The organism is Shewanella aestuarii, from assembly GCF_014647215.1.
Lineage (GTDB): Bacteria > Pseudomonadota > Gammaproteobacteria > Enterobacterales > Shewanellaceae > Shewanella > Shewanella aestuarii.
The window spans coordinates 1-12,805 of the sequence record NZ_BMOT01000020.1 but is presented as its reverse complement, the minus strand read 5'-3'; the positions used below and the strand labels follow the sequence as shown (position 1 = coordinate 12,805).

17 protein-coding genes are annotated in these 12,805 nt (G+C 36.1%); 8 read left to right on the top strand and 9 right to left on the bottom strand.

Going from position 1 to position 12,805, the window contains the following annotated elements; all coding sequences use genetic code 11:
- A partial coding sequence (locus IEY03_RS16965; RefSeq protein ID WP_188843876.1) for an LlaJI family restriction endonuclease occupies positions 1-705 on the bottom strand: 705 nt, incomplete at its 3' end.
- A 4-nt stretch (positions 706-709) separates the two neighbouring features.
- Positions 710-2,323 (bottom strand): AAA family ATPase, encoded by a 1,614-nt coding sequence (locus tag IEY03_RS16960; RefSeq protein ID WP_188843874.1) that lies wholly within the window; start codon positions 2,321-2,323, stop codon positions 710-712.
- A gap of 74 nt (positions 2,324-2,397) precedes the next feature.
- On the opposite strand from IEY03_RS16960, the gene IEY03_RS16955 reads away from it, so the two are divergent.
- Positions 2,398-3,693 carry a DNA cytosine methyltransferase gene (locus tag IEY03_RS16955; RefSeq protein ID WP_188843872.1) on the top strand — a complete coding sequence of 432 codons (1,296 nt, stop codon included), beginning with the start codon at positions 2,398-2,400 and terminating at the stop codon, positions 3,691-3,693.
- 112 nt (positions 3,694-3,805) lie between these two features.
- Here the strand turns inward: IEY03_RS16955 and IEY03_RS16950 are convergent, their stop codons facing one another.
- Both IEY03_RS16950 and IEY03_RS16945 read right to left on the bottom strand, forming a co-directional pair.
- On the bottom strand, positions 3,806-4,111 hold the full coding sequence (locus IEY03_RS16950) for a HigA family addiction module antitoxin (RefSeq protein ID WP_188843870.1): 306 nt from the start codon (positions 4,109-4,111) through the stop codon (positions 3,806-3,808).
- Positions 4,112-4,179: 68 nt separating this feature from the next.
- Positions 4,180-4,485: a type II toxin-antitoxin system RelE/ParE family toxin gene (locus IEY03_RS16945; protein WP_188843868.1), complete on the bottom strand. Its 306-nt coding sequence runs from the start codon at positions 4,483-4,485 to the stop codon at positions 4,180-4,182.
- A 730-nt stretch (positions 4,486-5,215) separates the two neighbouring features.
- Between IEY03_RS16945 and IEY03_RS16940 the strand changes: the two genes are divergently transcribed.
- The gene (locus IEY03_RS16940; protein ID WP_188843866.1) at positions 5,216-5,497 is read left to right on the top strand and encodes a type II toxin-antitoxin system TacA family antitoxin; all 282 of its coding nucleotides are present in this window, start codon (positions 5,216-5,218) and stop codon (positions 5,495-5,497) included.
- Between the two features lie 5 nt (positions 5,498-5,502).
- The gene (locus IEY03_RS16935; protein ID WP_188843864.1) at positions 5,503-6,027 is read left to right on the top strand and encodes a GNAT family N-acetyltransferase; all 525 of its coding nucleotides are present in this window, start codon (positions 5,503-5,505) and stop codon (positions 6,025-6,027) included.
- Positions 6,028-6,137: 110 nt separating this feature from the next.
- Here IEY03_RS16935 and IEY03_RS16930 read toward each other — a convergent pair whose 3' ends face one another.
- Positions 6,138-6,392 carry a hypothetical protein gene (locus IEY03_RS16930; protein WP_188843863.1) on the bottom strand — a complete coding sequence of 85 codons (255 nt, stop codon included), beginning with the start codon at positions 6,390-6,392 and terminating at the stop codon, positions 6,138-6,140.
- 57 nt (positions 6,393-6,449) lie between these two features.
- Entirely contained in the window at positions 6,450-6,902 is a 453-nt protein-coding gene (locus IEY03_RS16925; RefSeq protein ID WP_188843861.1) for a hypothetical protein, read from the bottom strand.
- A 480-nt stretch (positions 6,903-7,382) separates the two neighbouring features.
- Here IEY03_RS16925 and IEY03_RS16920 point away from each other — a divergent pair, with 480 nt between their 5' ends.
- Both IEY03_RS16920 and IEY03_RS16915 read left to right on the top strand, forming a co-directional pair.
- Positions 7,383-7,817, top strand: coding sequence for a hypothetical protein (locus tag IEY03_RS16920; protein WP_188843859.1), 435 nt, complete (start codon positions 7,383-7,385; stop codon positions 7,815-7,817).
- A 1,151-nt stretch (positions 7,818-8,968) separates the two neighbouring features.
- Positions 8,969-9,853: a RepB family plasmid replication initiator protein gene (locus IEY03_RS16915; protein WP_229778379.1), complete on the top strand. Its 885-nt coding sequence runs from the start codon at positions 8,969-8,971 to the stop codon at positions 9,851-9,853.
- Positions 9,854-9,881: 28 nt separating this feature from the next.
- Here the strand turns inward: IEY03_RS16915 and IEY03_RS16910 are convergent, their stop codons facing one another.
- A complete protein-coding gene (locus IEY03_RS16910; protein WP_188843857.1) occupies positions 9,882-10,187 on the bottom strand; it encodes a hypothetical protein in 306 nt (101 codons plus the stop codon).
- A gap of 17 nt (positions 10,188-10,204) precedes the next feature.
- Positions 10,205-10,981, bottom strand: coding sequence for a ParA family protein (locus IEY03_RS16905; RefSeq protein ID WP_188843855.1), 777 nt, complete (start codon positions 10,979-10,981; stop codon positions 10,205-10,207).
- Positions 10,982-11,175: 194 nt separating this feature from the next.
- Between IEY03_RS16905 and IEY03_RS16900 the strand changes: the two genes are divergently transcribed.
- From IEY03_RS16900 to IEY03_RS16890, 3 genes are all read left to right on the top strand, one after another.
- Positions 11,176-11,418, top strand: a complete 243-nt coding sequence (locus IEY03_RS16900; protein ID WP_188843853.1) for an HTH-like domain-containing protein — start codon at positions 11,176-11,178, stop codon at positions 11,416-11,418.
- A gap of 103 nt (positions 11,419-11,521) precedes the next feature.
- On the top strand, positions 11,522-11,875 hold the full coding sequence (locus IEY03_RS16895; protein ID WP_188843851.1) for a hypothetical protein: 354 nt from the start codon (positions 11,522-11,524) through the stop codon (positions 11,873-11,875).
- 73 nt (positions 11,876-11,948) lie between these two features.
- Positions 11,949-12,146 carry a hypothetical protein gene (locus IEY03_RS16890; protein WP_188843849.1) on the top strand — a complete coding sequence of 66 codons (198 nt, stop codon included), beginning with the start codon at positions 11,949-11,951 and terminating at the stop codon, positions 12,144-12,146.
- Here the strand turns inward: IEY03_RS16890 and IEY03_RS16885 are convergent.
- The coding region (locus IEY03_RS16885) for an LlaJI family restriction endonuclease (protein WP_188843846.1) at positions 12,143-12,805 on the bottom strand (663 nt) is incomplete at its 5' end. The two genes, IEY03_RS16890 and IEY03_RS16885, sit on opposite strands and share 4 nt — an antisense overlap.

The following is a 12,805-nucleotide window of genomic DNA, read 5'->3' as shown; positions in this document are numbered from 1 at the left end:
ATTGGATAACAACCTAATATCATGATCCGAATAGATATTGTTCATTTCATTTTTTATAAGAGATATTTGGTTTTTTTTAGATAAATGAGACTTTCCAACAGTGCGAAGCTTAGTTAAAGACGTTGAGGTATCAGAAATCAACCACCCAAACCTTTCAAATAAAAATGACAACACACTTGCATGTATCAATGTAATTTCATTATCTTGGTTATAATTTTGTTTTTTTCCATAAATATCAAAATAAACAGGCCCACGTGCACTCATAAAAGCAATGGATTTAGATATCGTTTTATTCCAATCAGGTTTGCCGATATTTTTTACATTTACAGCATATTTATGTGTATATAAGCCATTTCTTTGATAATCACTTAGTAATTCAATAATAAGGCCTAATTGGCTATCACCAACAAGTTCACTCCCTTCATCATTGGCAGTTTTAGTACTATTTGAAATTAGTGAATAACGATAAATAGCTTGTAACAACTGCGATGCTTTCGATACTAATAACTTATGATCGTCTTTGCTTACGATCGTGTTACGTGGAAAAAATACATGAGCAGCACCATCGTCAACTACCATACCGCAAAACATCACACTATTATCCTTATCAAATAATAGTGAATGCTTACTCAACTCATGCTTAATTTTAGTAGGCAATGTGCTCAAGTGTGACCGATCATGATATACGTATAATTGATGCTCCATTAACTTAGGCCTCAGCAATGGTTATCGGCTCACCATTTGCACGTAACTCATTTATAACAACGTCACTAAATACAATACCGTTAGCTTTAATAGTCTTAATAAGTTGATACAATGTAGGGTTTTTTTCAGTATCAAAAATAACTTCACGATGAGCATGCCTTAGTACATCTTCCCAAAGATACATCGATAACTTACCAGCAAGCATAGCTTGTGAATTTTCAAGCTCTTTTTCTGAAACAAACCAAGGGCCTAAAAGTCTATCTTCAGGTATTTGAGCTTCTGAAAGTTGAGCGTTAATAACTTTTGATAATACTTCCCAACTCACAGCAAACAGCTCGGTACCAACATTGATAATAAAGTCGCCCTGAGGGTATTCATCGCCTTCGATACTGACATACTCAAACTGCCAACGACGTTTAAATGCTGAATCCATCGGCATAACAGCCTGATCACTGCTGTTCATCGTTGCTAAAAGAGATAAATTAGCAGGTAGTACTAACTTTCCACTAACCAATAAAGAGGCTGCATGTGTTTCTAAGTAGCCCTTAAAATCAGCATCTACGACATCTATGGAATATTGACTTCTACCATCAGCCCTACGGTCTAAAAGTTGAAAAATATCTCCAAAAACTGCGGCAGCCGCTGCACGGTTAATTTCTTCTATAACTAAGAAACACGGTTGTTCATCATTAGCGGCCTTCACCAAGGCCAAAGAAAAAGGGCCTGGTCTAAATTGATAACTAATATCGCCATCGATCATGCAAGGTTTTAAACAACCAACAAAATCACTATATTGGGTTTCTGAATGAAAAACGGTTCTAATACTATTTTCATCAGTAGCTAATTCATCAATTTTATGACTTTTACCTGTACCTGGTGCACCGTAATAGATCTGATTAATACCACAAGACTCTACAACCGTAGATACAGATTCAGTAAATGATATTTCGGATGGCTGAAGATGGCTAAACGCTTGTCTTAAAGGCTGATTCAAAGAAAAGGCTTCAATGATTAGAGATAATCGATCCGAACTCGCAACAATAACTTTAGCAGCAAGCAAAATAGCAGATTGATAAGCATCACTTCGATCTAATGTTTTACCTGTTGTTTGGCCTGTTTTTGAAAACGGTTTAAACCACCAGTCCCTTTCATCTAGGAAACGAAAGAACAATGTTTTACTTATTGTATCGACACCAAAAAAAATATCGATTTCATTAATAAAATCAGCTACTAATTTTTTGTCTGGATGGTTTTTCCAATCTGTCGACGGTATCAGTTTAAACAGTGACTTGATATTAACTGATGAATAACCCAGCCCCTTTAAAGTAGCCGTTATAGTTTCAAGAACAACCCTATATTGTTCAAGATAAGTAGCAAACTCATGATATGCAGCACCAAACCATAAGCTAGATGAAGCGAGGTCTGTCCTTAAACCTTTCTCGTTAGTTAAACTAATTGAGAACGGATAAATATTAACAGAGGAATTTGGTTCAATCCCTTGAATAGACGCTTTTAACTTTTCAGCCAAAATAGGAGTTATTTCTATATCTGAAGTGAATGGAAATTCATCGAACTTTATACGACATTCATCAATAGATTTACTTAGATCTTTTAGCACAAACCCACTCCTTGTTCTGCACCATATTGAATGTTACTATCCCGGGTCATAAACCGGATAAGTTAAGTGTGGCCATGAACGAAAATACAATTAATAAAGCTGAATATATCAAGAAAACTAGAAAAAACCTTGGTTTAGATCCAATAGAATTTGCAAATTTACTGGGTATGGCCTCAACAGGTGAAAGAACGGTAAGAGGATGGGAATCAGGAGAACATAAGCCAAGCCCAAAAAAGTGGCTGGACATCACGATGCTTGAGCAAATAATGAACGAAAAATTAACTTTAGCCCCTTTCAGCCATGATCCTCTAACAAAGGAAAGGTTTAAATTTATTGACTTATTTGCGGGTATTGGAGGTATACGCCTACCATTTCAAAAATTAGGCGGCAAATGTGTATTCACGTCTGAGTGGGATAAGTTTGCCCAAAAAACTTATTTAGCCAACTACGGTGAAATGCCCAAAGGCGATATAACTCAAATACCAACAAGCGATATACCTGATCATGATCTTTTATTGGGAGGCTTTCCTTGCCAAACATTCTCACAAGCTGGATTAAAAAAAGGATTTAGTGATACAAGAGGCACTATGTTCTTTGAAATACAAAGAATACTTGCTGACAAAAAACCTAAAGCATTTCTACTTGAAAATGTGAAGCAACTTAAAGGGCATGATAAAGGCCGCACACTAGAAACAATTCTCTCAATTTTGAGAGGTGAACACTCGCAAGATATACCTACAGATGTACCTATGAGTGAAGATGCACGCCATGCATTAGCCGAAAAACTAAACTATTGGGTTGATGTTAGAGTATTAAGAGCTGCAGATTTTGGTGTCCCACAAAATAGAGAACGAGTTTTCATCGTTGGATTCGATAAAAATCATTATCAGAATATAGATTTTGATAATGTATTTGAATGGCCGACGCCACCAAAATCACCAACAAAATTAGGCGATATTCTTGATGATTTAAGTAAAATACCTATATCAGAAGATAAATTTACTATTTCAGAAAGATTATGGGCTGGTCATAAAAAAAGAAAAGAAGAACATAAAATCAAAGGTAATGGATTTGGTTATTCACTTTTTAATGAAGAAAGTGAATATACCAGCACAATAAGTGCAAGATACTATAAAGACGGTTCAGAGATTCTTATAGATCAGAGTGTAGTAGGAAAACCCCCACGAAAACTAACACCAAGAGAGTGCGCTAGATTACAAGGATTTCCAGAAAATTTTATTGTTGATGCGGTATCGCTGGGACAAATTTATAAGCAGTTTGGTAACTCAGTTTGTATGAAAGTTATTGATGCTGTTGCAGATAAAATAGTTAAGACAATGGAAGAGTGTAAATCCTTCACATCTAATTAATGACTCTTTCTATTGCAGCAACACCGGTAACACTAGTTAATACTTATAGTTACAATCAAAAAAAGCCGCAAAATTGGCGGCTTTTTTAATATAAATCTAATTTAAAAAAAGTTTATGCAACGCGAGTTTCTGGAAGAGCTGTAATATTAATCGGCTTATCCATGTTTTCAGCCTCCCAAGTATCAAGCTTTGCCTGCATGTTAATCCAAACAGCAACACCAGTTCCTGTAGACTCCGCTAATCGTCGAGCCATAGCGTGAGAACACTTAGCCTTACCGTTAACGAATTCGCTTAATGCTTTTCTAGTAACACCTAAATACTCTGCTGCTGAAGTTATTGATAATCCTCTTTCATCCAATACAGCGAACTTAAAAAATTCACCGGGATGTGTAGGTTTCCTTATCTGCTTCTGCTTCATTTTCACTCCAACCCCTCCTAAAAAGGAGAAGAAAAATGCCACTATAATAAATAGTGGCTTTACAAAAACTAACGAGATTTAATTTGCTTCCCATGATAGTCAATATAATCGAGGAATATAGCCCCATCATCAACAATCTGGAAAGTTATCCTCCAATTCCCGTTAATCTCAATACTATACACACCCTCTCCAGACCCTTTCTTTTCTGAAAACTTTCGCTGATAAACAGCTTTTAAGTCTTTGGGGTGATGCGTACCATCGATAAAGTCTAGCGCATTCTCTATCGGGACTATGTGATTAGGATTTAATCCTGATGTGTCACCTTGATAGAAAAACTTTTTAAGCGCTTTGTTTGAAAAACTCTTGATTGCCAATACGTATACCTCCCGATGTAAACCGTAGCGTGTTCAATAAAATTCATAGCTTTATCCTTATTTGATTTAATTGTTACCAAATAACGCTTACCAAGCTATTGAATGTATTTACTCACATTAGAGTTCTTCACATAGGGTGGTCATCTGCAACACAACAATAGTAACCTGCAACGTTACACGTGTCAACACTGGGGCGTGCGTACAATTTGTGGTTATGTTAAATAGCCGAGTTAGCGTATCAAAATGAGCATTTCACTTCATTCTGCCCACGAACGTGCGCCTTTCAGTAGCGATGTACGTCAAAAACACCGTATTTTTCCGTGAAAGTTTAATACTAAAAACGCACAATAAATCTGCAATATGAGGTCATTTCGATTTCAGGCAAGATACCGGCTTAACCTGGTATTTTCACAACAAACCAATTTGAAAAAGTTACAAATTCAAAAAAAGATTTTCACTATAAATAATTTGCGAGTCAAAGTAACAATAGCATGCACCACAAATCGTACGGTTTTAGTACGGATAAACTTGACTTAAAAACAATTCATCCGTATTATGTACGGAGTTTTATTTAAAGGTAAAACTATAATAAATTTTAATAATAGATATTTCAAAGTTAACAAAGGAAATAAAAATGAAAGCAATCAATAAGATAGACAATAGCGTCTTCTTTCGATGTAATTGAGGAGGTTATTACTTAGAAAAATTTAATCCAATAAAGGAATTCAATATGAGTATTCAAAGTACGGCGAATGCTGGAGCCATTTCAAAACCAGCAAGAATAGAACTAAAAACCTCGCCAGAGGTGAAGGAACTGCTTGAACGAGCGGCTGCTATAAATGGTATCAATCTCACGGCATTTATCATTAATCACGCCAGAGAAAGAGCTAAAGTAATTGTTGAATCAGAAACTATTGTGAGTTTGAATCAACGCGCTTGGGCTCAATTTGAAGCTATTTTAGATAACCCTCCTAAAGCAACTCCGGAACTTAAGGCACTACTATCGGAGTAATAAATATGAGCGCTACAATTGAGTGCCTTCTACTAAGTAAACTAAATCGACAACCTGACTTTTCAAATTTCAATTCAGGTGATCGATTTCTTGATAATTTTGCAGCTAATAAATTAGCTAAAGCAGATGAAAAAAACGATAATCGTGTCTATGTAGCCTTAGATGGCGACAAAGTTGTCGGCTATGCAACGATGAAAGTTTTTATGATAAATAATGACGAGTATTCAATTTTACCTAGCAAATATCCACGCCTGGTTCCTGTGCTGATGTTAGAGCAAATTGCTGTTGATAAAGCATACCAAGGTAAAGGAATTGGCAAGCGACTGATGCGAGAAGTCATTAAAGCGACTGTACTCGTTAATGAACTCGCCGCCACTAAAGGGCTGGCGCTATGGGCTCACCCAACAGCAACTGATTTCTATCAGAAATTAGCATTTTTGAAAATTTCTGATGGCGTGAAACAAGTGCAAGATATTGATTTAACGTTGATGTTTCTCCATATTGATACAATTATGGACGCACACAAGTAAACAGAGTTATCAAGAAACGGATCACCACTAAACCCCGCTTGCGGGGTTTTTATTTACGCAAATTTTAATTTTGATATTTTAAATACTCGAAACTTGATTTGGTTACATAATCAAGATTTTTTAAGTGGGGAGACAGTAAATGTGACTTGCTGCGGCTTATCCTGAAGAGATCGAATGAAGACAGGCTCAGATGTGGCTGCCATATAATGCTTATCGATAGTTTCGGATTGATCCAAATGCTCGATTAACGCTTTAATGGCCGATCGATATTTTTCAGGCACCCGTAAAACGACTGTTTTTTCATATTTCGTTTTTCTTCCGGCACCCGCTCTTGAACCACCATGGTTATTCTTGATCTCTGTCATCACTATTCCACCCTTGAATAAGTTACACAATCAAGGTATCTCGAATTTGTTACAAAATCAAGAGCCAATGAAGAGCACACCATCTTTATTTAATTGCTCTAAAAAAGAAGGGTTTTTTAATAGATCGGCTGCCATTATATCGGAATCGAAATATTCCATTTTAAAATCGCCGGTAAGACCAAAGTTCAAATAATGCATATACATACACGCCACGATCTTTGCTTTCTCCTCATCAGACTTATCAGGATCCGATTTCATAACTGAGGATTTAATCATTGGAACAGAATAAAATTCCCTGTCCATATCAAAAGGTTCTAATGACTCAACCAGTGCAATTATACTTTCTGACGGTCTTATTTTTTCCGTCAAAAACTCCTCCTCGTTATCTTCATGTGTTTTGTGATTGCCGTAATGGCCGTATTCGCCAAATCGGTATGGAATTTTTCGCATGACACGTAACATCTTAGCTTTAGCTTTACTTCGCTTCTTACGTTTCTCTGCATTACCCATAATCCACTTCCTTAAATTGATTTAAAAAAGATAGGAATACAGCGATTAATCCTTCTCTTTATCTAGAAAACACATCTTAAAAACAACGATTTTGCATCGATTTAGAATGCGTTCATATCCTGTATTTCCCGAAAAAGAATAGCAATACCCCAACCTCTGTCGGATTAGCTTAGCTAATGCTTTTCATAAAACTCGTAGAGTTTAAAAGGGTATTTAGGGAACCCCTAAAGCACACGAATGAATACGACTTGCGAAGCAAAAAGTATACTTTCGACAACGTGCCTATTTTTAAAATCTCAAAAACGCCTAAAATCTCAAAGCAGGTTAAAAAAGGAGTATTTAAAGGCTAAAAAAGACTGCTTTCAGGCCTAAAGAAGACTAACTAAAGCCTTAGAAAAGCGTTAAAAAAGACTGTAAAAAGCGTTAAAAAAGGCCTATATTGTGATGTATAACCTATTTTTACGTGGATTTTGCCAAATAATGGACATTGAAAAATTAAAAATATCGATGAGAAAAGATATTGAAAATAGATTACCGAAACAGGCCGTTTTTAATAATCATTTTAAATATCTTAATGATTTAGTCGTGCAGGGCTACAAGCTCCCCGTTCTTAACGAGATGTTGGGGTTAGGAATAAAGACATCTTATTTTCAATCGCTTTACAAAATAGCCAAGGTAAAAAAAGGCGCAGTGACTAAAACGCTCTCGGTTGCATCACCAGAAGAAACGCCCAGAGTAAAAACGGTTGGATCGGAATGGGCAATGATCTTTCATGACATTTCAAGTAATTTGATCAACGACATTGGAGAAGCAGGATTTGATATTGAGGATGTTAGGGCTTGGGTGAGCGATAACTCTTTAATTTCGTCAGCTCAATTAAGAAAGCACCTACAGCGATTAATAGATACTCCTTAGATCAACGAAAGACGAAAATAACAAAAGATAAATATGAGGATAAACATGAAAAATTTCATTCAAGATTGGGGCGCTGTCATTTTTCTTTTAGTGGCAACGACAGTGCTTATCGCGAGCTACTTTTTGTTCTTCAGATAAATTGATAACGTAACTAAATCAAGTTGGTTTACTAGGCTTGATTTAAGCGGTTTTATTTAAAAAAAGGTATCGGAGGTACTTTTTCCCTATTAAATCGCCTAGAGCTCATTTTAGGGTGGTTAAATTCGATTTTGAGTTGTATTCCTGCCAGACAGTCGCGAAGCGACATGCTTTTAAACACAGTAACAATTCAAAATGCCGGTTAAAGGCCGAAGGCAAAACGAACTTTTCAGGTAGTTCTTAATTTCTCGCCCCTGCCGAAGGCAGGAAATGGCGAGGCATTTTGGGGGGATGCCGGAAACGAGCGTAGCGAGGGGAAGGGCTGGCGGGGGGCAAGCCCCCCAAGAAGGGTTTTTAATTCATAAAAATTCGAGTTTTCCACAGCTCAGATCCAATAAGATCCATATTTAGATCCTAATAGATCCTAATAGATCCAGGGATGCCAGAGTCCTTTAGCACCAAGGTCTGCAGCTAATATTGGTGTATTCTAATTGGGTATATGGTGTATTCTAATTGGGTATATGGTGTATTCTAATTGGGTATATGGTGTATTCTAATTGGGTATGTGGTGTATGCTAATTGGGTAATTATCAAAAATAACTTGTTGTACAACGTTTTTAAATTAAACAAATAAAAACAACAGCTTGATAGGTTTTATTTGTTCACATGTAAAAGACTATTATTTACTTATTCACAAATTAATAATCATAACTTCGATTATCAACTCATCTATATACATATCATCACTTATAACTGCACTAAAACACTCTTAAAACATCTTTTAGCCGTTCAAAAAGAACTCAATGGTGTATGCCGAGTGGGTAAAAAACCATTTTAAAAAATGGTTTATAAGTCAGAAGTCTAGCCGTATATAAATTTGAATTAAAAAAGATTTATAGATAAAAACTTGCTGTTGCTACTCGAAAATCAAGTAATCATATAAAAATATAATTAGGTGTATTCTAAATGGGCTTCATGGTGTACTCTAATTGGGTTAAAAATAAGTGGAACATATGGAAAAATTAGAGAAGCCATTACCTAGCACAAATACAGCATCGTTATATAGTGATAGTAAACATCTGCTGACGATTAACAGCAGTACAAGCGTGCAACCTAATGTTCTTCTCAGGACAGGTGTTTTTACACCTGTAGGACGTAGAACTAATATTAGTGATGTAAAATCTCAAGATTTAAGCCAAGACTTGGTAAGCTTAGATTTATGCCAAAAAGAAGGTTATGACTCAGTTACAGTCAAGGGCCAACGTCTTAATATTGAAACAGACTTTAAAGTTTGGTGCGGTATAGTTCTAGTTTTCAGTAAATTTGGTTACTCATCAAATACGGTCAAACTCTCATTTGCTGAGTTTGCAAAAAGCTGTGGTTACCCAAGCCGTAGATTTGATAAAAATTTAAGACGCCAAATAGGTGAATCTTTAGAGCGTATACAAAGTCAAAGCCTTTCATTCAGAAGAAAAAATACGGAAAAGGCAGTTCATACAGGCATGTTATTACGTGCTATGTATGATGGTGATGCTGATTTAGTCGAATTAATGGCAGATGAAACCTTATGGGATCTTTATCGTGTCGATTACCAAGTTTTAGTCAGTTTACGGGTGTTAGAAAAATTACCTAGAGCAGAAGTAGCACAATGCCTCTATTTGTATTTTACTTCATTACCTAACAACCCTCACCCAGTATCATTTGAGCGGCTAAGAGATCGTTTACGCTTAGAAACCACTAAAAAAGAAGCTAACCGAAAGATAAAAGCTGGAATTAACAAATTAGAAAGCATTGGCTATTTATCTGGTTACTTCACAGCAAAAAATGGTGAGCAATACTACATAATAGATCAACGTTATAAAAAGCTAGAAGCTGCAATATCAGATGTTTTATTTTGATAATGTAACTTTTTCAAGATTTATACTATCAAGTCACGTCATTTATTGAGCGGATTAACGCCTTCGTATTTATTTTATCTTTCATATTGATCAAACCTCTAAATAACTTAGCAGCAGTAATATTTTTACCCGATTCAGCCTCTAAGACTTCCAGCCATAAATTCAGGTTTGCTCTATCATTTTCAGTTAATCGCAACGGCATAGGTGATGTGCCCGTGGTTATATTACGGCGGGTTGATACCGTGGTTATTTTCTCTTTTGACTTTGAACTTTCTTGGGTTTCTTTAGCAGAAACACGTCTACTAAGCCCTGTAACACCCGTTAATTTATTCATATTATGTATTACACTTGTTATACATTGATTCGTTGCATGACTTCTTTAGCCAGGCTCTTATAGTCGGTTAGCGTAGGACTACTAGGCTTGTAACTAAGCAAGGTTTTACCGCATACACTAGCCTGTCCAATATCCTCAGAACGACGAATCGTCGTCGCTAATACTTTGCCTTCTAGTGAAGCTAATTGTTCATCGAGGAAGTTATTAATCAGCTTATTTGCTTTAGCAAATTCATTACGGAATACCGCATAATTCACTTGATCAGTTTCTTTCACTTCTTCTAAAGCATCGAGCAGATCAGCCAATCCATTCAGTGAGAATGATCCTCCATCAACGGGAATCAGGAACATATCAGCAGCCATCATGGCGTTGACAGATGTCAAACTAAGGTTAGGCGGACAATCTAAGATCACTATATCAAAGTCGTTAACTATTGCTTCTAGTTGCTTTAACAAGATGCGCTCACGGTGAACTTTGGTTAGGCTCTGTTCAATGACGCGGCTTAGACGTATGTCGGTCGGACAAATACACAGATTGGCGATAGCTTCACCGTTGGATTGAGCCGGCATTATGGCCTGTTGAATAGGACTCTTTTTTGAGGACTCGAATACATCTGTGATCGAGTTTTCAAATTCGTATTGGCCGCCAGTCATCACGATCGTTAAATTTGCCTGGGGATCTAAATCAATAACCAGAACCCGTTTACCCTCATGCGCTAATTGCGCAGATAGGTTAATCACTGTGGTTGTCTTACCAACTCCACCTTTCTGATTTATCACTGCTAGCGTTTTCAAAGTACATCCCCTATCAAAAATGTATGACAAATGTAATACATTTAAATGATTATGTATAGTTGCCTCTAATCAAAAAAATAATGTATTACATATGAAATACATTTATAAAAATAAAAAACTGTTTTAGATAATTTAGCTACCAATTTAGATAAATTTGATTAATAATAAAATTTATCTAAAACAAAGGAGGGGCTATGAAAAACTATCAAGATATTTTCACTAAAATCAAAGATGCCATTGCTACTGCTTCACGCAACCAAGCTACAGCCGAAATACATCTACAGATGATAAAATACGCCGATCAACTAGATAGCATTACTGCAAAGGAGTTTTGTGAAGGTACAGGCTTAGGCGCAAGCTACGGCACCGAATTTAGCAAAATGCGTAATATTACCACCAGACTTAAAGCTGCTGGTTTAGAATTTAACAAAATATAATCCGTACATTAAAACCAAATATGTAATACATTTGTAATACACACTTTGGTTTAATGACAGAATGATTATTATATAAGATAAAATAATTATTGGTGATAAACCCATGAATAACTATCTAAAATCGTTTGGAAATAGTTTTGAACTCGGTTTTAAAATGAGTGAATACCCGTTCTTAGTTGACCAGAGTTATGGAAACGATATGTGCCCAAGCTTCCACTTTAAGCTTGATAGCGCTTATTATATTTTATGGGTTGATCATGCTGCAGTAGAAAAACGGGAAGATGAAAGTAATAGTCGCTATACAGTGGTTGAAGCGGAGAACTTGGGGGATAACGAATACCCTGAGCTACAAACTAAAGCGAGCCCTGCTTTAGCTGAATTTGAAACAGTGGCTGATATAGTGATTTACCTAAATGAACTTAAAATCAGACTTGCTGCAGAAAAAGTAACGCATTAATGTGACTTATCGACCGTAGATATCCAAAGCAAAAAAATTAATAATTGAATGGTTAAACACCAAAGGCTTAGTTATGCAAACAACCTATGAAGAAGAATATCTCGATCATCATATCTATATTGAACCAAATCCAGATTCGTTCAGTGAAGGTTTTGAATGGGCTATCTGCAAAGATGATTCCGAATGGGATAATGGCCTTGAATTCTCCATCGAAGAAGCCCTAAAGGCCGCACAAAAGGCTGTTGACTTGCTACAAGGAAGCTCTAATTAACTAGTAGTCAAAGTCACTTGTGAATACCAATAAGGTTGATTCTTCAGTTTTTGGCTTTTTAAATATGTACTAATGACATCATGTGGGCAGATGTAATAACACGTTATAGGCGGATAAACATCATCAATCAAAGTACCATCACTTTGTTCACACATATGAATTGATCTTATAGGCCCTCTATTACCAGGGAAAATAAAAGCGTTACTGACTACAGCATGTACCGGTACGATTGTTTTCAAAGCCGTCACATAAAAAAACTGCTTAACTAAATCCCCCCATTTAGGGACAGATTCAATAGAATGGGCCCCATAATACTTTGCATCAATAACACAGTAATCTTCATGTTCCGGCCGCTTAACCACTATATCTGTACGTTGCCCATTTCGCTTAGCATTAATAATAACGACTCTGCCATCACGATTTAATATCTTATAAGCTGGTGTAGGAAGAAGATTATTAACTTCAATCACATTGTCTAAAACCTTGCTTAGCATGTGTTCCCACATTACATGAAAAGAGCGGATCCCCATCACTTCAACAGATGAATCCCTACCTATTTCACTTGAAATGTAGCGCTTTAAATTGGATAACAACCTAATATCATGATCCGAATAGATATTGTTCATTTCATTTTTTATAAGAGATATTTGGTTTTTTTT